The sequence below is a fragment of the Actinoplanes sp. NPDC051859 genome, from assembly GCF_044452725.1.
GTDB lineage: Bacteria > Actinomycetota > Actinomycetes > Mycobacteriales > Micromonosporaceae > Actinoplanes.
In genome coordinates, this window is the sequence record NZ_JBITBX010000005.1 from 169408 (window position 1) to 189205 (window position 19798).

The following is a 19798-nucleotide window of genomic DNA, read 5'->3' on the forward strand; positions in this document are numbered from 1 at the left end:
GACCTCAGGCGCGTGATCAACGGCACTTTCGAAACGCACGTCACGGTCATGGACTGCGACCGTGCGGCGTTGGCGGCATTCGCGGCGGAGCATGACCTGAACTACGTCTACATCGAGCTGGATCGGGGTGCGACGCCGTTACAGCCGATGCTGACCCTGACCGGCGCCGGCACGCTTGCCGATCAGCGCGCGGCGGCGCGCGACTGGTGTGACCGGCTGCGGAAAACGGGAATTCTGCCGATCCGCACCAAGATCGAGGCGACGCCGTGGTCGACCGGTGTGCCGGACACCGACTCCGCCGCCGGCGCTGAGCCAGCCGACCGCTACTTCGAGCACCATGTGAAGGTGCGCCTGCCGTCAGCCGACGCCGCCGATCTGCAGGCACTCACCGAACTCGTCGCGGTGCACGGCGCCCGCCTATCCCGTAACGCCCGGCGGCGCGATACGAGCGGCGGCGAGCAACGTTTCGTCAACCAGCGCTGCCACGGCGTGGGCCGTCCGGTCGCGGCCCGCCGAATGGGACAGCTGGTCGCCGCGCTGACCGCGGCTGGCTATGACGTCGTTTCGGCAGAGCAGGAGTATGTGGTTCACGACAGCGGACTGCACCTCGACGATGGCTGGCTTCAGCCGCTGCCGCGGGAGGTCGTCCCTTCCCGTCGGGAGGCGCCTGTCTGAGCCCCGCAGCGCGGCCGTAATCCACTGAGGGAATTCGTCGCGGGTACGGCCGCGCACGGTGACTGGAGCCGGGGCGATGCCGGTATAGCGTCCGAACAGCACCAGCGGCACCGCCGGGAAGATCGACAACCTGCCCGCTTGGAAGCCGGCGAGTGCCGGGCGCTACTTCCTTCGGAGAACGATCGCGTTGCCGACGCGGCGTTCGGTGATCAGGTCGGTTTCCCAGTTGTCCGTGGGCCGGTTATACAGGATGTTGTTGATCGTCAGGGTGCTATCTCCGCCCATGCCGAGCATCATGGCGTCGACGGCGCCCAACCACTTCATCACCTTGGCGGCCTCGGGCATGGTCACACCGACGCTCACGCCCGGCCGCCGCCCGTCGATGACCACCAACAACAGTTGACCGGTAGCAGTGATGCCGACCATCGTCCTCGGGTGCCGGTCCACGAAGACACTGGTGTGGTAGCCGTCACGGGCTCGGTACCCGTTCGCGCCGACGTTGATCCACACTTCGCCGCCGCGCACCAGGGCCGGCCCTCCGGAGATCGCGGCGAAGGTCGAGCTGGTGACCCGCTGCCCCTGCGCGTCGAGGATTTGGGTGGAGGGCTGGAACGCCTTGTCGAGGACGGTGTGGTCCCTCAACCACTGCGCGCCGGCGCCGATGCCCTGCAGCACACGACTCCCGGCGGGGATGGGACCGCCGGCCGGGCTACGTAGTTGCTTGGCAACCCAATTGCCGTCCACTACCACGTCGACGCTGTCGACGCCGTCGTCGGGGGCCGGGGTCGCCGGTCCCCACTCGGGACGGAAGGTCACGATCTCGTCGGGGTCGGTGCAGGCTTCGAACCGCCACGGCTTGTCGGCGCCGGGCAGGTCACCCGGCACGCCACCGGGCTTCGACGGAGGCCGCAGGTCTCCGCCGACACCGCCGCAGGAGGCGACGCGGCCCGGCTTCCGGTGGACGCCGTCGATCTGCCATTTCTCGCCGTCCGGGGCCTGCACCGTGGTCGACGTGGTCAGCTCGGTGATCCGCTGTCGGCCGTTTGCTCCATTCAGTAGCAGAGCCGTGCGTCCGTTCACCGCCTCGCTGAGCAGGTTGTTGTCCTGGACGTAGATGCCGATCGGGTCGCCGTCGAATCCGTTGAAGTCCGGGTTGTTGTTGGCCTCCGGATTGTTACGGATGTCGAAATCGCTGCCGTTCACCGCGGCGAGGGCGCCGGCGTGACGGGCGATGTCGCGTACGGTGTCAGCGCTGCGTAGCTCAGGTCCGTGGGCGCCGCCGATCGTCACGGCCGCCGTGGGCTCCACGGCCAGGACCCGGATCTCCCACGGGCCCGTGCTGTTCTGCTCGCGGAAGGCCTCGTGTTCCACGACGCCTTTCAGACCGCTGCCCTCGAGCTGCCGGAGGTGGCCGGCCGCGCCTGCCCGCTCGGGGAACTTCCCCGAACGCACGCCGTAGAGGTGGGTGGCGTCGGGCACATCCCGGCAGTTCGGGTTTAGCTCACGATAGGGCAGATCCGCGGGAGGCGGCGGCGTGAACGTGATGACGGAGGCGTCGTATCCGTGGCCGGCGACACGGTCGCGCAGGGATACCGCGGAGGACCTGCAGCGGGTGAAAACCACCTTGTCGTTGGGGTTGTCAGAGTCGAAGTACATCGCAACGGTCCAGGCAGAAGCTGCCTTTCCGTGGGTGTACTTGCGGTAGGTGACACCGGGCGCGGGCGTCTGCACCGCACCGACCGTGGTGACCAGGTTGTCGGACCCGAGGGGTAGGCGATCGCCCGGGCCCGGCAAGGGAGCGACAGCCGTCGGCGCGCCCGTCCCGGCGGCTGCGGGCCGCGGCGACGCGATCCCGGCAGCCGGGGCCGCCAGCGCGGGCAGGGCGGCGACCGCCACAACGATCGACCGGATCCGATGATGCCGAACCATGCGAAGACCTCCACCACTGACGAAATACCGCAGTCCCCCGTGCGGCTGCACGGAGTCTGCCATCCGGCAGGTGGCCGCGGGGGTCCGGGGTGCGGACCCCCGCGGTCGTCAGCGCTTCCAGAAGGCCTTCCGAGCCGGGGTGTTCGGGGTGAAACCTTCCAGGACCTCCCTTGCGTACGCCCAATCCGCGGCGAGATCACCGGGCTTGTGCAGGCGCTCGGCAAGTTCGAGCAGGCTGGCGACCTCCGGCCCGGTCATGCCCTCGAGCACGGCGGACAGTCGGGTGCCCAGGTCGGCCAGCAGATCCCTGCGCTCGGCCGCCGGACGGTCGGCGGCGTCGCGGAGCCGGGCCGCCTCCACCGCCACGATCTCGGTGAGGCTGTCGAGGGTGACCCCCGAAGCCCCGGCGGGGGCCCCACCGCCCCGGGGCGCCATCAGTGACGGCATGGCCGCGAACGACTGCATGGCCTTGGCGCGGGCCGGCGCGAATCCCGGCGCGGACGGCGGTGCCGGCGGCGCGGGAACGCCGGGCGCGAACGGCGCAGGTGCCGGGGGAGGCGGCATCGCGCCGGGTGCGGGCGGCATGGCGCCGGGTGCTGCGGCGAACGGCGGGGCGGCACCCGCGGCGAGGAACATCGGCGGCTCGGCCTGGTCGAACATGTCCCAGCCGGAGGGTGACTCGACGGGCTGGGTGACCCGGCGCCGCTCGCCGCCCTCGTGGACCACTCGGCTGTCGACGGCGACGAACGCGGTGAACCGGCACAGGACGCCGTACTGCAGCGAGGTGGCGACGATCTCCTGCTCCAATTCGTGGGCTCCGGCGGCGTAGCGGTCCTCGAGCTCCCGCAGCCGGGTCCGCGCCCATTGCGCGGTGATCGCCGGCTCGTCCCGGGACACGACCGGCACTTCGACGGTGAAGGCCGATTCGTCGCGGGTGAGCCCGTGCACGGTCAGCGCGGTCGGAGCGGTTCCGGTGTACCGGCCGAACAGGACCAGCGGCACCCCCGGGAAGATCGACTGAGGGCGGACGGGCGCGACGCCACCCACCGTGACGGAGGTGACCAGCGGGGCGCCGATGCGGCGGTGGATTCGGTCCATCGCCTCGTCCAGGTGGTCCTCGCTCTCCACGAGTTCGCAGCGTCCGGCGCCGAGGGTGGCGAGCCGGCCGAGGAAGCCGGCGTTCACCGCGCGGTCGATGCCCACCGTGTGGATTCGGGTGGCGCCGACGACGGCGTTCACCTCAGCCAGGATCTGGTCCTCGTTGCCGACCTGGCCGTCGGTGACGAGGACCAGGACCCGGTCGCGTCCTTCCGTTCGGGACAGCAGCGAAAGGCCGTCCCGCAGCGGAGCGAGCAGCTCGGTGCCGCCGCGCGCGTCGACGCGGGCGAGGTGTTCGACGGCGCGGAACCGGTGCCGGTCGGTGGCCTCGGACAGGCCGGCGCCGAGGTCGTCGGGATGGTCGATCTGGTGGTCGAAGGTAAGCACCGCGAAGCGATCAGCGGCGGTGAGGGTGTCCACGACCCGGGCGGCCGCGCGCCGGGCTGCGACCATCTTCCAGCCGCGCATGCTGCCGGAGCGGTCGAGGAGCAGGACCACGTCCTTGGGCCGGGTGGGCGTTTCGCCGCCGTCCGGCGGCAGGACCACGAGCTGGTACGTGCCACCGGCCGCTGCCGTGGGGTCGGGCACGACCACGGCCCCCGAACCGTTGCCCGCGTACGGGATCCGCAGCACGAAGTCGCGGTCGGCACGTTCGCCGGCGGCGATCTCGATCCGGGTGCCGGTTGTGGTGACCGTGTGCAGGCTGGAGCGGACCTCGTCGAGGGGCAGTCCGGCGGTGTCGATGTCGACGCCGAGGGACAGCCGCAGCGGGTTGGGGAAACCGGGCAGCAGCACCGGGGGAGTGATCCGGGAGGCGTCCGGCACGGCGTCGGTGTCGCGGGCCTGCCCGTCGCCGACCGGGGTGGCGGGCAGCGGAATGCCGGGCACATACCGCGGGGCGACCACGAGCGGGAAGCGGAATGTCGCTGCGCCGTCCTCCCAGGGCAGCGGGCCGACCAGGGTCAGCGTGACGACGACTCGCTCGCCCGCCGGGATGTTGCCGACCCGCATGGTGAAGACGTCGGGGCGTTCCTCCTCGGCGATGGACGCCCGCTGTCCCGCCTCGATTGCCTGGTCGTAGGCCTCCCGTGCGGCGCCGCGCTCCTGAAGTTCGGCGTCGACCGTGCGCCCGTCGGCGGTCATCGTCATGCCGGTGACGGCGGCCCGGTCGGGCAGCGGGAACACGTATGTGGCTTCGAGGGTGGTGTCGTGGGCGTTGACGAATTCGGTGGTGACGGTGGTGTGGGCGACGAGTCCGCTGATCCGGGCTTGAACGTCGAGCCGGTCCAACGGCAGGTTGCCGCGGTCGGTGTGCAGCGCGCCGAGGCCGGCGTCGGGCAGGATGCGGATGCGGCCGAGCTCCGCCGGCTCCATCGGGGTGACGGACAGGGTCATGACGGGCTCCCATCATCGGTGTGCTGCTGATCGAGCGGACGGTGACTGTCGGGGGTGGACAGCAGGCCGCGGGCGGCGAGCAGGTCCAGCAGGGGTGCGGCGGCTGCGGCGATGGCGGCGTGGTCGGCCGACTGCGGGCGTACGGGAAGAATCAGGAGCACGCCACCACCCAGCGCAACGCCGCCGACTTCCCGGGTTGTCGGCGCTGGCGGGGCCGGCGGGAGTGGCGGCGCTGGCGGCGCCGGCGGGGTGGCCCAGAAGCGGGAGTGGGGCGGCGCGCCTGCCGCAGCGGCCGGCATGGGGGCGTCGGCGGGCAGGAGGGCCACCTCGGCGAGGACGGCGTCGGTGGCGCCGGCTAGTTCGGCCTGGATGGCGGCGAGGGAGTGGCCTTGGGCCTGGCGGCGTTTGAGCGCGACGATCTGCAGCAGGTGTCGCCGCTCATAGAGCGCGGTGCGGCCCCGCATGCTGCTGGGCCGGTCGACCAGGCCGGTCGTCGTGTACCACCGGATTGCCCGGCGGTCGGGCACGTCGCGGACGCGGCCGTTGGGCGCGCCCGGGTATTCCGCGGCGAGCGCGCGGTGCACCTGCTCGACCAGCTCGTCCATCGTCCACACGCCGACCATCCTGACACTGTCACAATGACAGTGTCAATGATGCGGCGCGGACGATCCTTGGGCACAATCAGCGAAATGCGGCTCGACCTGGTCAACCTCTCGCACCTCGCCGACCCCGCGACGACCTGCGTCTACCCGGGCGACCCGCCGTTCGTGGTCGAACCCGTCACGACCATCGCCGAGCACGGCTTCCGGCTGAACTACCTGCGGCAGGGCGAGCTCACCGGCACCCACTGGAGCGCCCCCGGGCATTTCACCGAGGGCGGTGCACTCGCCGACGAACTGGAGCTGCAGGACCTCTGCCGCCCCGCCGTCAAGATCGACGTTCGCGATCGGTGCACGGACGACCCCGATTTCACCCTGTCCCGTGCCGACCTGCTCGCCTGGGAGCACGACCACGGCCCGATCCCACCCGAATCGATCGTCGTGCTCTGGACCGGCTGGGACGCGAAATGGGGGACGGACGCCTACTACGGCTACGATAACGCCGGGGTCCTCCACCAGCCCGGCTTCAGTGTGGACGCCGTCGAGTGGCTCATCGACACCGGACGGCTCGGCCGGCGCGGCGGCACGGGAACGGACACCTTCGGGCCGGACGCTGGGACCGACACCAGCTACGCAGTGTCCAAGCTGGTCCACCGCGAGCACCGGATCAGCGTGGAAGTCCTCGCCAATCTGGCCGCCCTGCCCCCGACCGGAGCGGCCCTGCTGTGCGGCGGCCAGATCGTGGCGGGCGGCACGGGCTCGCCCGCGCTGATCTACGGAGTTCTGCCATGACCGACTGCACCGCAGCGAAGCAAGGGCCAGGAGGGCTTGGCCGGTTGGCTCTGCCATGACCGACTGCACCGCAGCGAAGCAAGGGCCAGGAGGGCTTGGCCGGTTGGCTCAGCCCACCGGCTTCTCCCCGCCCGGCTGCTGAGCGCCGTTCACGGTCAACGTGTAGGGCGCGTACTGAGTGATGCGCCCGGTCGGCTCGTCATAAGCCACGATCGCCACCACCTTCGGGTACGCCCGCAGCTCCGCGAACTGGCTCAGCGTCACCTGCCGCACCCGCTTGCCCGCCTCGTCCAGCCCCACCAGCCGTACGTGCCACGCGTGGACCGGCACCGGCGCGACCTCGGACGGTGACCGGAAGCCCCGCACGCTGGAACCGTCGCTGAGCTGCCGGCCATTGACCGCGATGTCGTCGAGGTACCAGCCGCCTTCATTCACGGCGCCGTCGCTGACGTACTGAAAACCGAGCAGCACATTGCGCCCGGCGAACCCGGAGAGGTCATAGCGGTGTGGTGCAAACCCGTCGGTGGTCCCGGTGACGCCGTGCCCGAGCGGTCCGGGACTGGTCCGGTCGCCGATGATCGGATGGTACGTCTGACCGCCGTCCGTCGAGATGGTCACGTAGCCGTAGTCGAAGCCCTGTTCGGCGCCGTACTTGGCGCGCAGCGTCAGCGCCGACTCGCCGGCCGGCACCTGCAGACCGATGACCGCCATCGCGTCGGTGTCGCTGGCGTCGCCGGAGAACAGCGCGCCGTCCCGGACGGTCCAGGCCAGCGGCAGCGGGTTGAGCGTCCGGCCGCCCTGGAACCGTACGGACCGCAGATCGGCGCCGCTCAGCGACTTCCCTTTGGCGTCCCGCAGCCGCACATAGTCGGCGCCGTTCGGCGCCGCCCCCGGCTTGGCGTAAGCCGCGGGGTTCGCCAGGTTGACCGTCGACCGCAGGCTGGGCGCCACCACCCGCTCCCGCGATGTGCCCAGCACGGACCCCTCCTCGGCGATCTTGTCCACCAGCGTCATCGTCTGGAAGTCGTGCAGCACGTCGGAGAGATCGGTCCCGAGGGCCGCCTCGACTCCGGCCAGGCCCTGATGGGCGCGGTCCGTGTGCAGCCGTTCCAGCACGCCCGGCCCGAACCGGTCCTTCAGGTACAGCAGGAACTGGTAGGCGTGCCCGTAGTCGGAGAGGACCTCCTCGCTCGCTCCCTCGTCCCAGAGGTTCAGCGAGCCCTGCGGGCCGCCACAATCCCGCGGGTTTGGGTTGTACGCCGTCTTGACGGTGGCAAACCCCTGAAAGCACGTCAGGTGAGAGTCCGCGCCGCGGCGGTACACCGTTGCTGTGCCGTCGACGTAGCCCGCCAGGGTCTGCGCGTAATCGGACAGACCTTCGTTGACCCACAGGTCCTCATTCGGATCCGTGTAGTACTGCAGCAGATGCTGCCACTCGTGGGCGAACGTTCCCTCGTACATCCTGGGGCGCGCCGGACGGCTGGTGCACAGGTCGTCGGTGGCCTCGTCGACCGGCGTGGCTCCGGTGCGGTGCTTCCAGTCGTACGCGTCGATGGTCATCACGTTGCGGTCGAGCAACTCGGTCAGCTGCGAGGAGAAGAATCCCGCGATGTACGTGGAGTTTTCGGGGAACGTGAAGTAGTTGTCGTCGCGGATGTTGTCGACGAGCGTCACCGTCCTGGTGCCGTCGCCGGTGAAGTCGCCGGTGAGCGCCGCGTCAGCGCCGTCCCGGTCGGGCGGGGTGCTGAAGGCGGTGGTCTCCCGCGGGTAGATGGTCTGGTCGAATTCCCGGATCAGGTCGGCGACCTGCGCATCGCTGACCTGAGTGGAGGCGGCGGGGCGGCAGTCGCCGGCGGGGAACGCCAGATCGTTGGCTACCCACACTTCGATGCGCGTGCCGACGCCGCGCAGGGTGTAGTTCTTGCGGTAGTAGCGGGCGTCGACGTCGTCGAGCGCCAACCATTCCCGGACCGTCCCGGTGGGTGGTGTGGGTCCCGCCGTGCGACGGGCCAGGCCGGGTGTCCGGGTGGCGAGTCCGGCGATGGAGTACGTCTTGTGCGACAGCCCTCGGGTGTCGGCTGGGGCGCCTGGTGTGGCGGGCGCCGGTGCCGCGGTGGCCGCGGGGGAGGTCGGCGCCAGCAGGGCGGGCGCGGTGAGCAGGACGACGGCGGTGAGGCGGAAGGAGGCACGCACTTATGGGACATTACCGCTTTATTGTGGGCAAAAGCGCTGGACGCGGCTACTCGAAGAGTGAGTGCCGCCGGCCGCCCTCTGCCCGCGAGCGTGCCCGGCGCCGCAGCTGTACGACGATGGCATCGCCGGCGGCTACCACGGCCCAACCCACCAGCAGCCAGCCCGGCACCGTCCACCCACGCCGGAAGAGCACGACAGCCAGGACCGAGCACACGACTATCCCGAACAGAGCCAGGCACAGCCGCAGATTGAGCGCGCTGTACGGCTCATCGACGGTTCCTCGCCGCCCCGGAGGTTGCGCACCGATCGGCATGCCTCCAGCTTAGGCTTGCTCAGCCCCGTGGGCCGAAGCGCCCAGGTGCGTCACTTCGGCCCACGGTTCACCCGAATCAGGACACCTCGCGGCGCAGCATCCGAACGGTCCCGAGCACCAGCGGCAGGCCGACCCAGAACGCACAGGACACAGCGAGATGGCCCCACTGGCTCGCGGTCATCGACGCCTCACTGAGCGGGATCGCCGTCCGGTTGATGTCCAGCCACTCCGCCGCCCGGCCCAGCCACGTGACCATCGCGCCGAGCGCGGACCAGACCGCCGGGATCGCGAAGTACAGCACGATCGCCACCGGCGAGTTCATCAGCAGGGCACCGAAGGCCGAGCCCATCAGGACGAAGACGACCTGGTTGAGCAGGAGCCGGGCTAGCTGACCCACGGTGATCTCCCAGTCGCCCGCGCCACCCGTGCCGATCGCGATCAGGTTGGCTACCGCCGACAACGCCGCTGCCGCGACGGTCGCCGCGACGGCGATGAGCGCCACCGCGACCAGCTTCGCCGCGACGACCCGTCCGCGGGCCGGGGTCAACGTGAACGTGCCGAGCGCCGTCCGCTGCGACCATTCGCTGGTCATCGACAGGATGCCGAGCACAGGCAACAGCACGCTAGCCGGCAAGAGGCCGAACGCGAGCAGTCCGTAGTACGTCTGCTCGGCGTCCGGTGCAGCCGTGATCATGATGACCGCGGTGGCGGCGGCGGCCAGCCCGATCACGATGAGCAACCACAAGCCCGCCCGGGTGTCGGCCAACTTGCGCAACTCGACCGTGGTGAGCCGGGCCAGCGAAGCCCCGCCTCCCGTACGGCTGCCCGGCTCGGCAGGCACAGTCCCCGCCGTCGAGGCGGGCGCATCTTGGACGGTGGTCATCGCACTTCCTCCTTCGCCGGATTGTCGGCGGTGAGCGTCAGGAACAGGTTCTCGAGTCCGCTGCTGCCGGCAGGCCGCAGCTCCAGCAGGACAAGTCCCGCTGCGGCGGCCGCGCGGCCCACGGTTTCGGCATCCGCATCCACCACGACGCCCCCGTCTGTCGTCGTCGTGCCCGTGAGCCGAGCCTGGCGCAGCGCTTGCTCCAGTGCCTGCGCATCGACCGCGCGCACCACCGTGCCCGATGCGGCGAGCAGGTCGGCCTTGTCACCTTGCGCCACGATGCGTCCGCCGCCGATGACGACCAACTGGTCCGCCACCGCCTCCACCTCGCGCAGCAGATGCGAGGACAGCAGCACCGTGCCGCCCCGATCGGCGAAGTCGCGCAGCAGTCCCCGCATCCAAAAGATGCCCTCCGGGTCGAGCCCGTTGGCCGGCTCGTCAAGGATGAGGATCGTCGGGTCGCCGAGCAGCGCATACGCGAGGCCGAGCCGTTGCCGCATGCCCAGCGAGTACGCCTTGACCCGTCGCTTGGCCGCTTTGTGCTGCAGGCCGACCCGCTCCAGGCTCTCGTCGACTCGCCGCTTGTCGATGCCCATGGTGAGCGCGGCCAACCTCAGCACCTCGCGACCGGTACGCCCAGCGTGCTGCGCCGACGCATCCAGCAGGACGCCCACGTGCCGCCCCGGGTTGCCCAAGTGTCGGTATGGCACCCCAGCCACAGTGGCGGTGCCGGCCGTCGGCGGAGTAAGTCCGCAGATCATCCGCATGGTGGTGCTCTTCCCTGCCCCGTTCGGCCCGAGGAAGCCGGTCACCGTGCCGGGTGCGCAGTGGAACGACACGTCGTCGACGGCCGGGTGCGGACCGTACCGTTTGCTGAGGTTCTGGACCGTGATCATGCGACTGAGCTTGCCGGTGTCGGGTGGTCGGCCGCGTCGGCCATCGGTCGGCGGTGGCTGACTTTGGTCTACGGCTGCGCTAGACCTTGGTCGGTGCCACCAAGCGGCGCCGCACCTTTACGATGGCCCGCATGGCAGAGCTGGCACCCGTACGCCCGTCCGGGCAGCTCCGCCCGTCGAGCGTGCGGCATGAGCACCGGAAACTCCGTACTACGCGGGACTGGATCATCGATTGTTTCGGCTTCGCGCTGAGCCTCGCCTGGACCCTGTGGGCCACGGCCGACCTGTTCCGGCCGACACCGGAGTTTCTTCCGCAGTGGCAGGGGACCCCGCATTGGTTGCTCTGGATCGACTTGGGCGTCGGGGTGGTGTTCTCCGTCGCGCTGTGGTGGCGTCGACGTTGGCCGGTGCAGCTGGCCTTGGCAGCCAGCGTCCTCGGCGTGCAGTCGGTGACCATTGGCGGTGCCGCGCTCGCGCTGCTGTTCACCGTGGCGCTGCATCGCCGCTTCGCCGTGTCGGCTGCCGTCACTGCGGCCGCGATGATCAACAGTGCGGTTTTCTGCACTCTGCGGCCCGAGCAAGGTTCCTCCTATGGGGAATCATTCGGGTGGAGCGTGGCGATTCTCATCATCGTGCAGTTCTGGGGCATGATCGTCCGGGGCCGTCGGGAGCTGGTCGCCTCGCTGCGGGAGCGGGCCGAGCGCGCCGAGGCTGAGCAGCAGCTCCGGATTCATCAGGCCCGCACGCTCGAGCGCACCCGGATCGCCCGGGAGATGCACGACGTGCTCGCCCATCGGATCTCCCTGCTCAGCCTGCACGCCGGCGCGCTGGAGATCCGGCCGGACGCGTCACCCACCGAGGTCGCCAGCGCCGCCGGCGTCATTCGCGCCAGCGCCCACCAGGCATTGGAGGACTTGCGAGCCGTCATCGGCGTGCTTCGCGAGGCGCCCGCTGCCGAGTCCTCCCCCGAACGGCCCCAGCCGACCCTGGACGAATTACCCGCCCTGGTGGGCGAGTCCCGTGCCGCCGGCGTGAAGGTGCACCTGTCACTGAACGTGGACCAGCTCGGCGAGACACCGGCAGGCATCGGCCGGACCGCATATCGCATCGTCCAGGAAGGCCTGACGAACGCCCGCAAACATGCGCCCGGCACGACCGTCTGGGTGGCTGTCGGTGGCGCAGCAGGCCAGGGCCTCACCGTCGACATCCGCAACCCGTCGCCGGTGGGCCGTGGCAAGCCGGCCATTCCCGGCACCGGCACCGGTCTGATCGGCCTCGCCGAACGCGCGACCCTGGCCGGCGGCCGACTCTCGCATGGACGCCGGCCCGACGGCGACTTCTTCCTCGATGCCTGGTTGCCGTGGCCGGTCTGATGACGGCGGGACCCGGACCTGTCGGCTACCGCACTATGGTGACGGTCGCCGCGCCGATCGGGTGGTGGACACAGCAGTGAACGGGGGAGGCGGCGACATGCCGGACCAGGGCGAGACGGTTCCAGACCCGGGAGGCCGGCCGATTCGGGTGTTGATCGTGGACGACGACGCCCTGGTCCGGGCCGGACTCACCATGATCCTGTCGGGAGCTGCCGATCTCCAGGTCGTGGCCGAGGCAGCGGACGGTTCCCAGGTGCCGCAGGCAGTGGCGGAGCACCGTCCAGATGTCGTTCTGATGGACATCCGCATGCCGCGCGTGGACGGCCTGGCGGCGACGGAGGAACTGCGGTCGCGCAGCGGTGCTCCCGAAGTGATCGTGCTGACCACGTTCGACGCCGATGCGGATGTGCTGCGGGCGTTGCGGGCGGGAGCGAGCGGCTTCCTGCTCAAGGACACCCCGCCGATCGACATCCTGGAAGCGGTACGCAGGGTCGCTGGCGGGGAGGCGATGCTGTCACCGACGGTGACCCGACGGCTGATCGCCCACGTTGCTGCCCCGGAGGGCAACTCCGGCAGCAACAGAAAGGCCCTGCAACAGCTGGAAGCCTTGAGCGAGCGGGAGCGGGAGGTGGCGTTGGCCGTGGGACGGGGCAAGTCGAACGCCGAGATCTCGGTCGAGCTGTTCATGAGCCTGGCGACGGTCAAAGCGCATGTGTCGCGGCTGCTCACCAAGCTGGACCTCGACAACCGGGTGCAGGTCGCCCTGCTGGTCCACGACGCGGGCCTCACCTGAGGACGGTCAGCGGATCGAGGGCAGCCCGAACGTCCCGGATGTCCCGGGCCGCAGCGGTCGCTAGCAGACCCGGGCCGGCCAACGGCAACACCGCAGCCTCCCCGGTGGGGCGGGTCACGGGCACCTCCGCGGCGTCGGCGCAGGCCAGGACCAGCATGCCGAGCGCGCCCGCGTCGCCGAGCACGGCGGCGCCCGACCACCCCGGAGCGCCCGGACCGACCGCGAGCTCGTGCCGATAGAGCGTGCGCTCGGCGTATCGAATGGTCACGGCCGTGCGCACGTCGCCGGGCCGTTCGGCGTGTCGCCCGCACACCAGATCGTCGCGCCAGGCCAGGAAGCCGCCCTCGGCGACCGACACGTCCGCCACCGCGAGGTGGTGACATCCTGCCGCGGCGATCAGCGGCTCCGGCGCCCAGAGCAGCGCCGCACCGGCCGCCACCGACGCCGTGACAACAAAACGCGACGGCGGCAGATCCGGTCGGCCGGGTAGGGCCAGCTGCGCTGCCACGCTGCGCACCGCGAGCCGCGCTCCGGGGCCGACCGTGATCGACAGCGCCACGTCGTCGCCACGCAACGGGCCAGCCGCGCCGCCGACCAGGTGCACGGTGACCACGCCGGTCGCATCGCCACGTACGCCGGTTCGGCGCAGGAGCAGGGGTGACTCGCCCCGCAGGGTGGTCAGGCGGGTGCCGCCCGTACCGTTCGCCTCCGCGACGATCGACGCCGAAGCGCGCACGGAATCAGCGTGCCGCTGTGCCGGCGCGGCTGGCTTGGTCGGCGGCCCGGAGCGAGCGGATCCACGCCGCGACCGGGGTGGCGGCCCGGTCTTCGGTCAGCGAGAGGAAGACAGTCGGCAGGTCGCCGCGGCGGGCCCGGGCATCGCGCTCCATCACCGACAGGTCGGCGCCGACCAGGGGCGCCAGATCGGTCTTGTTGATGACCAGCAGGTCGGCGGCCGTCACGCCCGGACCGCCCTTGCGCGGGACCTTGTCGCCGCCCGCCACGTCGACCACGAAGATCTGCCGGTCGATCAAGCCCTTGCTGAAGGTGGCGGTCAGGTTGTCGCCGCCGCTCTCCACGAGTACGAGGTCGAGTGGTCCCAGCGCCGCCTCGAGATCCTCGACCGCATCGAGATTGGCGGAAATGTCGTCGCGGATCGCCGTGTGCGGGCAGCAGCCGGTTTCGACCGCGCGGATTCGCTCGGCCGGGAGGACGCCGTTACGCAGCAGGAAGTCGGCGTCCTCGGTGGTGTAGATGTCATTGGTGACGACGGCGAGCCGCAGCTGAGCGCCGAGGGCGCGGCAGAGGGCTGCGACCAGTGCGGTCTTGCCGGAGCCGACCGGGCCGCCGATGCCGATCCGCAGGGCCCGCTGACCCACGGCCAGCGGCGCGTGCGGGTCCACCGCCGGATCCGGATGCGAGTGCGGCACCTCGTCGAGGTCATGCGTGTGGTCATCAGGATGCAAAGAGACGCACCTCCCAGGTGGCGTGCAGCTCGGCGCCGATGTCGAGCAGGGGCGCTCCGGCGGCCGGCAGGTCGTCGGCCAAGTCGTCGATCCGCGCGGCTGCGTCGGCGGCGACCTCGTCACAGGCGCCGGCGAGGCGGGCGAGCTCGGCGTGCACCGCGTACGGGTTGAGGCCGAGCAGCCGTACCGCCGCACTGGCCGGCCCGGCGATGCTGCCGTGCGCCGCCGCGACCGCCGCTTCGAGCGGACCAGCTCCGGCCGCCGCCGCGACCACCCCGAGCGCGACGGGATGATGCGGCTCGCGACCCGTCAAGGGCAGTGTCCACATCGCTCGGCCAGCGCGCAGCAGGGCGCGTCCCTGCGCCCGGGAGGCTCGGCGCAGTGCCGGCGACGGGGTACGGGCATCCAACCCCTCATCCAGCGTGTGCCACCGGCCCGGCCGGGCGCAGGCTGCCGCGGCGAAGGCAGCGGCCACCAGCCCCACCGTGACCAGCCGTCCGTGCAGGAACGCGCCGACGTCGGCGACGTCCGTGACCCGCCCGGCGGCCACTGCCGCTTCCAGCCCGCCGGAGTGCGCGTGGCCGCCGGACGGCAAACGGCCATCGGCGAGCACCAACAACGTGGTCAGACTCATGCGGCGGCCATCAGAAGAGGTGATAACGCTGGGCGAGGGGGAGTTCGGTGACCGGGTCCGGCTCGACGACCTCGCCGTCGATGCGGACCGTGAAGGTGTCCGGCTCCACCTCGATCCGGGGCAGCGCGCCGTTGAGCGGCAGGTCGGCCTTGCCCACCGACCGGGTGTTCGCCACCGGCACCAGCCCACGCTTCACCCCGATCCGGTCGCCGAGCAGCGCGTCGATTGCGGCAGGGGCGACGAACGCCACCGAGGTCACGGCGGGCACGACCCCGTACGCGCCGAACATCGGGCGGGGGAGCACCGGCTGGGGGGTGGGAATGGAGGCGTTGGCGTCGCCCATTTGCGCGTACGCGATCATGCCGCCCTTGAGGACCAGCGCGGGCCGCACGGCGAAGAAGGCGGGGTCCCAGAGCACCAGGTCGGCGAGCTTGCCCGGCTCGACCGAGCCGACCTGTGCGGCCATGCCGTGCGCGATGGCCGGGTTGATCGTGTATTTGGCGACGTAGCGGCGGGCGCGCAGGTTGTCGGCGGCGCCGTCGCCGGGCAGGGCACCGCGGCGGGCTTTCATCACGTGGGCGGTCTGCCAGGTGCGCATGACGACCTCGCCGATCCGGCCCATGGCCTGCGAGTCGGAGCCGATCATGGAGATCGCGCCGAGGTCGTGCAGCAGATCCTCGGCGGCCATGGTGGACGGCCGGATGCGGCTCTCGGCGAAGGCCAGATCCTCGGGTACGGCCGAGTTCAGGTGGTGGCAGACCATCAGCATGTCGAGGTGCTCGCCGAGGGTGTTGCGCGTGTACGGCCGGGTCGGGTTGGTCGACGAGGGCAGCACGTGGGGCAGCGCGGCAACCGTGATGATGTCCGGCGCGTGCCCGCCCCCGGCCCCCTCGGTGTGGTACGCGTGGATCGACCGGCCGGCGATGGCCCGGACGGTCTCCTCGACGAACCCGGCCTCGTTGAGGGTGTCGGTGTGGATCGCGACTTGGACCCCGGACACGTCCGCGACTTTGAGCGCGGCGTCGATGACCGCCGGTGTGGTGCCCCAGTCCTCGTGCAGTTTGAAGCCGCCCGCGCCGCCGCGCAGTTGCTCCCAGAGGGATTCCTCGCTGGTGGTGTTGCCCTTGCCGAGCAACAGCACGTTGATCGGCCAGGTGTCGAGGGCTTCGAGCATGCGGGCCAGGTGCCAAGCGTTGGGGGTGACCGTGGTGGCCTTGGTGCCTTCGGCGGGCCCGGTGCCACCGCCGACGATGGTGGTGATGCCGCTGGACAGGGCGGTGTCCAGAATGGTGGGACTGATCAGGTGGACATGGCTGTCGACGGCGCCCGCGGTGAGGATCTTGCCGTTGCCCGCGATGATCTCGGTGCCCGGCCCGATGACCAGGTCCGGGTGGACGCCGTCCATCGTGTCGGGGTTTCCGGCCTTGCCCAGCGCGGTGATCCGGCCGTCACGGATGCCGATGTCGGCCTTGACGATGCCCCAGTGGTCGAGGACGACCGCGCCGGTGATCACGGTGTCGGGGCTGCCCTCGGCGCGGGTGGCCCGGGACTGGCCCATCGACTCACGGATGACCTTGCCGCCGCCGAAGACCACCTCGTCGCCGGGTGCTGGTCCGGCGCTGCGGTCCTCGTCGACCTCAATGAGCAGGTTGGTGTCGGCGAGCCGGATCCGGTCCCCGACGGTGGGTCCGTAGAGGGCGGTGTACCGGCCTCGGTCCAGCGCGGTCACCGATGACTCCCGTTTTCGGGGAGGTCTTCGTCGAGTGCGCCGGCGGGTTCGATGTCTTCCCGCGGCGACGGGTCGAGCGGACCGGCGGCCACACCGCGCAGGCCGGGCACGATGCGCCGGCCGGTGAGGGGCACCAGCACGATGTCGCGCGGCATGCCGGGTTCGAAACGCACCGAGGTGCCCGCGGGCACGGCGAGCCGGTGTCCCCACGCGGCGTCGCGGTCGAAGTCGAGGGCGGCGTTGGACTCGGCGAAATGGTAGTGCGAGCCGACCTGCACCGGGCGGTCGCCGGTGTTGCGGACCGTCAGGTGTCGTTCCGTACGCCCCGGGTTCAGGGTGATGTCGCCGTCGCCGGCGAGGATCTCGCCGGGGATCATGAGATTGGTCCGTGCACGGTGACCAGCTTGGTGCCGTCCGGGAAGGTGGCCTCGACCTGTACCTCGGCCAGCAGCTCCGCCACGCCGTCCATGACGTCGTCGCGAGTGAGCACCCGTCGGCCCGCATCCATCAGGTCGACCACGGTGCGACCGTCGCGGGCCCCTTCCAGCAGGAACGCGGTGATGATCGCAGTGGCCTCCGGGTGGTTGAGCCGCAGGCCACGGTCCCGCCGGCGCCGGGCGACGTCCGCCGCCACGTGGATGAGCAGGCGTTCCTGCTCGTGCTGGCTGAGGAACACAGGACCTCCCCCTGATCGCGAAGCGATGCTCGCAGCATGACGTTTCCGCCGTGTTACCGGGCGTCAGATCCTGAATAAGGACAAAAACATCAAGCGTTAGGGTGCCCGGATGATCTCCGCGCTTTCCGGGTTCGCGCTGATCGGCGCGATCGTCCTCGCCGGGTGGTGCGTGGGCAGGTGGCGGGTCCTGCCCGGAGGCGCGGAGCCGGTGCTCGGCCGGCTGGTCTATGCCGTACTGACCCCGTGCCTGTTGTTCACCGTGGTCGCGGACGCGGACCTGCACGTCCTGCTCAGCGAACCGCTGCTCGCCTCGGCCGCCGCCGCGTTCACCTGCTTCGGCCTGTTCGCGCTGATCTTCCGTCGCCTCGACCGGGGCACCACCGTGCTGGGCGCGCTGTCCGGCGGCTATGTCAACGCCAACTACATCGGCATCCCGGTGGCGACCTATGTCCTCGGCGACGCCGCGCTCGTCGTGCCCATCGTCATGCTGCAACTCCTGCTGGTCACCCCGGTCGCGCTCACGCTGCTGGAGATCACGACCACCGGACGGTCTTCGGTACGGACCACGCTGACGACGCCGTTGCGAAATCCGCTGATCGTCGCCGTGCTGCTCGGGCTCCTCGGGAACACGACCGGCGTTGAGCTGCCCGCGGTGCTCGCCGAGCCGGTGGCGACGATCGGTTCGGCGGCGGTGCCGGTCGTCCTGATCGCCTTCGGCATGTCACTGGTGGGCCGGCGGGTCCTCGAACCGGGCACCGATCGGGTTGCCACGGTTGCCGCGGTCGCGCTCAAGACGGTGGTGATGCCGCTGCTCGCGTACGGAACAGCGATCTTGTTCGGTCTGCCCCGGAGCGAAACCTACGCGGTGGTCGTCCTGGCGGCCTTGCCCACCGCGCAGCACATCTTTCTGTACGCCCAGCGTTTCCGCACCGCCGAGTTGCTGGTCCGCGACACCATCTTCCTGTCGACGCTCGCGGCGATCCCGGTGCTCCTGCTGATCGCCGTGCTGTTTACGAGGTGACGCCGGGCCACATCGGCTCGGTGGCGTGCGCTTCGGCGGCCCGCAGGACGCGCAGGATGTTGCGGCCGGTCAGCTTTTCCAGCTCCGGCTGCGTCCAGCGACGTGACGCGAGCTCGGCGAGCAGCCGCGGATAGCCCGCCACGTCGTCCAGACCGTCGGGCAGCAGGCCGCAGCCGTCGTAGTCGCCGCCGAGCCCGACGTGGTCGGCGCCCACCACCTCGCGCAGATGCTCGACATGATCGGCGACCTGGGCGACGGTTGCCCGGGGTCGGGGGTGCGCAGCGAGCCAAGGCTGCAGCTCAGCGGGCGGTTCCCCGACTCCCCGGTCGGGGATCTCCTCGCCCGGCCGGGGTGCGCGTGGATACGGCTCCGGCGCGATACCCAGCCGGTCGCGTTCCGCGTCCTCCGCTGCCTCCCACGCGGCGACCTCGGCGGAGATGAACGCGGGAACGAACGTCGCCATGCACACACCGTCGTTCGCGCGCAGCTTCACCAGCACGTCGTCCGGGACGTTGCGGCGGTGGTCGCAGACCGCCCGGGCGGACGAATGGCTGAAGATCACGGGTGCGGCGGCGACGTCGAGGGCGGCGTGCATCGTCGACACAGCGACGTGCGACAGGTCGACCAGGACGCCGAGGCGCTGCATTTCGGCGACCACCGCCCGCCCTACGTCGCTCAGCCCGCCGGACTGCGGCACGTCGGCGGCTGAGTCCGCCCAGCTGGTGTTGTTGTTGTGGGTCAACGTCACGTACCGGACGCCGAGCCGGGCGAAGGCACGCAGCACACCGAGCGACGAGGCGAGGCTGTGGCCGCCCTCGATGCCGATCAGCGACGCGATTCGCCCGGCGGCGAGCGCAGTCGACACGTCGTCGGCCGAGAATGCGAGCGCGAGGTCCGCCGGGTACGCGGCGACGAGCCGGTAGACAGCGTCGACCTGTTCCATCGTCGCCACCACTGCCTCGGGCTCGGGCAGGTCGGAAGGCACGTACACGGACCAGAACTGACCGCCCACCCCGCCAGCGCGGAGCCGGGCGATGTCCGTGTGGAACTCCGGCCGATCTGCGGCGAGTCCGGTGACGCGATATCCGGCTCGGGAGCGTAGGGCCCAGGGCAGGTCGTTGTGCCCGTCGATCACGGGCGAGGCCGCGCAGACGGCACCGATGTCGATCATGGAACCTCCGCTGCCGATGATCGAAAAGCATAGGACTTCCACCGACGAAATCCTCAAGTGCCGCCGTTCGGGCTGTTCGCAACCGGGCGGCACCCGACCGGGACCGGTTCGCGCACCGAACGGCCCGGATTGTTGCTCCCATGCCCGGCCGAGCACCGGCCG

General features: G+C 70.8%; 19 protein-coding genes. 5 read left to right on the forward strand and 14 right to left on the reverse strand.

Annotated features, from left to right (window positions below; all coding sequences use genetic code 11):
- Nucleotides 1-12 precede the first annotated feature (12 nt).
- Nucleotides 13-675, forward strand: a complete 663-nt coding sequence (locus ACIA1L_RS14740) for a hypothetical protein (protein WP_396073205.1) — start codon at nucleotides 13-15, stop codon at nucleotides 673-675.
- A 162-nt stretch (nucleotides 676-837) separates the two neighbouring features.
- Here the strand turns inward: ACIA1L_RS14740 and ACIA1L_RS14745 are convergent, their stop codons facing one another.
- The 3 genes from ACIA1L_RS14745 to ACIA1L_RS14755 form a co-directional block, all read right to left on the reverse strand.
- Entirely contained in the window at nucleotides 838-2604 is a 1767-nt protein-coding gene (locus ACIA1L_RS14745) for a phosphodiester glycosidase family protein (RefSeq protein ID WP_396073206.1), read from the reverse strand.
- 108 nt (nucleotides 2605-2712) lie between these two features.
- A complete protein-coding gene (locus ACIA1L_RS14750) occupies nucleotides 2713-5097 on the reverse strand; it encodes a VIT domain-containing protein (protein WP_396073207.1) in 2385 nt (794 codons plus the stop codon).
- Nucleotides 5094-5720 (reverse strand): MerR family transcriptional regulator, encoded by a 627-nt coding sequence (locus ACIA1L_RS14755; protein ID WP_396073208.1) that lies wholly within the window; start codon nucleotides 5718-5720, stop codon nucleotides 5094-5096. Before ACIA1L_RS14755 ends, ACIA1L_RS14750 begins: the two co-directional genes overlap by 4 nt.
- 66 nt (nucleotides 5721-5786) lie before the next feature.
- On the opposite strand from ACIA1L_RS14755, the gene ACIA1L_RS14760 reads away from it, so the two are divergent.
- The gene (locus ACIA1L_RS14760) at nucleotides 5787-6488 is read left to right on the forward strand and encodes a cyclase family protein (RefSeq protein WP_396073209.1); all 702 of its coding nucleotides are present in this window, start codon (nucleotides 5787-5789) and stop codon (nucleotides 6486-6488) included.
- A 108-nt stretch (nucleotides 6489-6596) separates the two neighbouring features.
- Here the strand turns inward: ACIA1L_RS14760 and ACIA1L_RS14765 are convergent, their stop codons facing one another.
- From ACIA1L_RS14765 to ACIA1L_RS14780, 4 genes are all read right to left on the reverse strand, one after another.
- The gene (locus tag ACIA1L_RS14765) at nucleotides 6597-8681 is read right to left on the reverse strand and encodes a peptidase M6 immune inhibitor A (protein ID WP_396073210.1); all 2085 of its coding nucleotides are present in this window, start codon (nucleotides 8679-8681) and stop codon (nucleotides 6597-6599) included.
- A gap of 46 nt (nucleotides 8682-8727) precedes the next feature.
- On the reverse strand, nucleotides 8728-8994 hold the full coding sequence (locus ACIA1L_RS14770) for a hypothetical protein (protein WP_396073211.1): 267 nt from the start codon (nucleotides 8992-8994) through the stop codon (nucleotides 8728-8730).
- Between the two features lie 76 nt (nucleotides 8995-9070).
- Nucleotides 9071-9877 (reverse strand): ABC transporter permease, encoded by an 807-nt coding sequence (locus ACIA1L_RS14775; RefSeq protein ID WP_396073212.1) that lies wholly within the window; start codon nucleotides 9875-9877, stop codon nucleotides 9071-9073.
- Nucleotides 9874-10773: an ABC transporter ATP-binding protein gene (locus ACIA1L_RS14780; RefSeq protein ID WP_396073213.1), complete on the reverse strand. Its 900-nt coding sequence runs from the start codon at nucleotides 10771-10773 to the stop codon at nucleotides 9874-9876. Before ACIA1L_RS14780 ends, ACIA1L_RS14775 begins: the two co-directional genes overlap by 4 nt.
- 131 nt (nucleotides 10774-10904) lie before the next feature.
- Between ACIA1L_RS14780 and ACIA1L_RS14785 the strand changes: the two genes are divergently transcribed.
- A complete protein-coding gene (locus ACIA1L_RS14785; RefSeq protein WP_396073214.1) occupies nucleotides 10905-12146 on the forward strand; it encodes a sensor histidine kinase in 1242 nt (413 codons plus the stop codon).
- A 97-nt stretch (nucleotides 12147-12243) separates the two neighbouring features.
- Nucleotides 12244-12939: a response regulator gene (locus ACIA1L_RS14790; RefSeq protein ID WP_396073215.1), complete on the forward strand. Its 696-nt coding sequence runs from the start codon at nucleotides 12244-12246 to the stop codon at nucleotides 12937-12939.
- On the opposite strand, the gene ACIA1L_RS14795 is transcribed toward ACIA1L_RS14790, so the two are convergent.
- The 6 genes from ACIA1L_RS14795 to ACIA1L_RS14820 are packed head-to-tail and all read right to left on the reverse strand — an operon-like array spanning nucleotide 12932 to nucleotide 17444.
- Nucleotides 12932-13675: an urease accessory protein UreD gene (locus ACIA1L_RS14795; protein ID WP_396073216.1), complete on the reverse strand. Its 744-nt coding sequence runs from the start codon at nucleotides 13673-13675 to the stop codon at nucleotides 12932-12934. The genes ACIA1L_RS14790 and ACIA1L_RS14795 overlap by 8 nt on opposite strands.
- A gap of 4 nt (nucleotides 13676-13679) precedes the next feature.
- Nucleotides 13680-14405: an urease accessory protein UreG gene (ureG, locus tag ACIA1L_RS14800; protein WP_396073217.1), complete on the reverse strand. Its 726-nt coding sequence runs from the start codon at nucleotides 14403-14405 to the stop codon at nucleotides 13680-13682.
- Nucleotides 14395-15039, reverse strand: a complete 645-nt coding sequence (locus ACIA1L_RS14805; protein ID WP_396073218.1) for an urease accessory protein UreF — start codon at nucleotides 15037-15039, stop codon at nucleotides 14395-14397. The genes ureG and ACIA1L_RS14805 overlap by 11 nt, the downstream gene beginning before the upstream one ends.
- 10 nt (nucleotides 15040-15049) lie before the next feature.
- On the reverse strand, nucleotides 15050-16768 hold the full coding sequence (locus tag ACIA1L_RS14810) for an urease subunit alpha (protein ID WP_396073219.1): 1719 nt from the start codon (nucleotides 16766-16768) through the stop codon (nucleotides 15050-15052).
- Nucleotides 16765-17145, reverse strand: coding sequence for an urease subunit beta (locus ACIA1L_RS14815; protein WP_396073220.1), 381 nt, complete (start codon nucleotides 17143-17145; stop codon nucleotides 16765-16767). The genes ACIA1L_RS14810 and ACIA1L_RS14815 overlap by 4 nt, the downstream gene beginning before the upstream one ends.
- The gene (locus tag ACIA1L_RS14820) at nucleotides 17142-17444 is read right to left on the reverse strand and encodes an urease subunit gamma (protein WP_396073221.1); all 303 of its coding nucleotides are present in this window, start codon (nucleotides 17442-17444) and stop codon (nucleotides 17142-17144) included. The genes ACIA1L_RS14815 and ACIA1L_RS14820 overlap by 4 nt, the downstream gene beginning before the upstream one ends.
- Before the next feature lie 109 nt (nucleotides 17445-17553).
- On the opposite strand from ACIA1L_RS14820, the gene ACIA1L_RS14825 reads away from it, so the two are divergent.
- Nucleotides 17554-18465, forward strand: a complete 912-nt coding sequence (locus ACIA1L_RS14825) for an AEC family transporter (protein WP_396073222.1) — start codon at nucleotides 17554-17556, stop codon at nucleotides 18463-18465.
- On the opposite strand, the gene ACIA1L_RS14830 is transcribed toward ACIA1L_RS14825, so the two are convergent.
- A complete protein-coding gene (locus ACIA1L_RS14830; protein ID WP_396073223.1) occupies nucleotides 18455-19636 on the reverse strand; it encodes a dipeptidase in 1182 nt (393 codons plus the stop codon). The genes ACIA1L_RS14825 and ACIA1L_RS14830 overlap by 11 nt on opposite strands.
- Between the last annotated feature and the right edge of the window lie 162 nt (nucleotides 19637-19798).

Bases quoted from the DNA above. Each gene is read 5' to 3' on its own strand.
- ACIA1L_RS14745 (WP_396073206.1), bottom strand. From the start codon at position 2,604: ATGGTTCGGCATCATCGGATCCGGTCGATCGTTGTGGCGGTCGCCGCC.
- ACIA1L_RS14750 (WP_396073207.1), bottom strand. From the start codon at position 5,097: ATGACCCTGTCCGTCACCCCGATGGAGCCGGCGGAGCTCGGCCGCATC.
- ACIA1L_RS14755 (WP_396073208.1), bottom strand. From the start codon at position 5,720: ATGGTCGGCGTGTGGACGATGGACGAGCTGGTCGAGCAGGTGCACCGC.
- ACIA1L_RS14760 (WP_396073209.1), top strand. From the start codon at position 5,787: ATGCGGCTCGACCTGGTCAACCTCTCGCACCTCGCCGACCCCGCGACG.
- ACIA1L_RS14770 (WP_396073211.1), bottom strand. From the start codon at position 8,994: ATGCCGATCGGTGCGCAACCTCCGGGGCGGCGAGGAACCGTCGATGAG.
- ACIA1L_RS14775 (WP_396073212.1), bottom strand. From the start codon at position 9,877: ATGACCACCGTCCAAGATGCGCCCGCCTCGACGGCGGGGACTGTGCCT.
- ACIA1L_RS14780 (WP_396073213.1), bottom strand. From the start codon at position 10,773: ATGATCACGGTCCAGAACCTCAGCAAACGGTACGGTCCGCACCCGGCC.
- ACIA1L_RS14785 (WP_396073214.1), top strand. From the start codon at position 10,905: ATGGCAGAGCTGGCACCCGTACGCCCGTCCGGGCAGCTCCGCCCGTCG.
- ACIA1L_RS14790 (WP_396073215.1), top strand. From the start codon at position 12,244: ATGCCGGACCAGGGCGAGACGGTTCCAGACCCGGGAGGCCGGCCGATT.
- ACIA1L_RS14805 (WP_396073218.1), bottom strand. From the start codon at position 15,039: ATGAGTCTGACCACGTTGTTGGTGCTCGCCGATGGCCGTTTGCCGTCC.
- ACIA1L_RS14815 (WP_396073220.1), bottom strand. From the start codon at position 17,145: ATGATCCCCGGCGAGATCCTCGCCGGCGACGGCGACATCACCCTGAAC.
- ACIA1L_RS14825 (WP_396073222.1), top strand. From the start codon at position 17,554: ATGATCTCCGCGCTTTCCGGGTTCGCGCTGATCGGCGCGATCGTCCTC.
- ACIA1L_RS14830 (WP_396073223.1), bottom strand. From the start codon at position 19,636: ATGATCGACATCGGTGCCGTCTGCGCGGCCTCGCCCGTGATCGACGGG.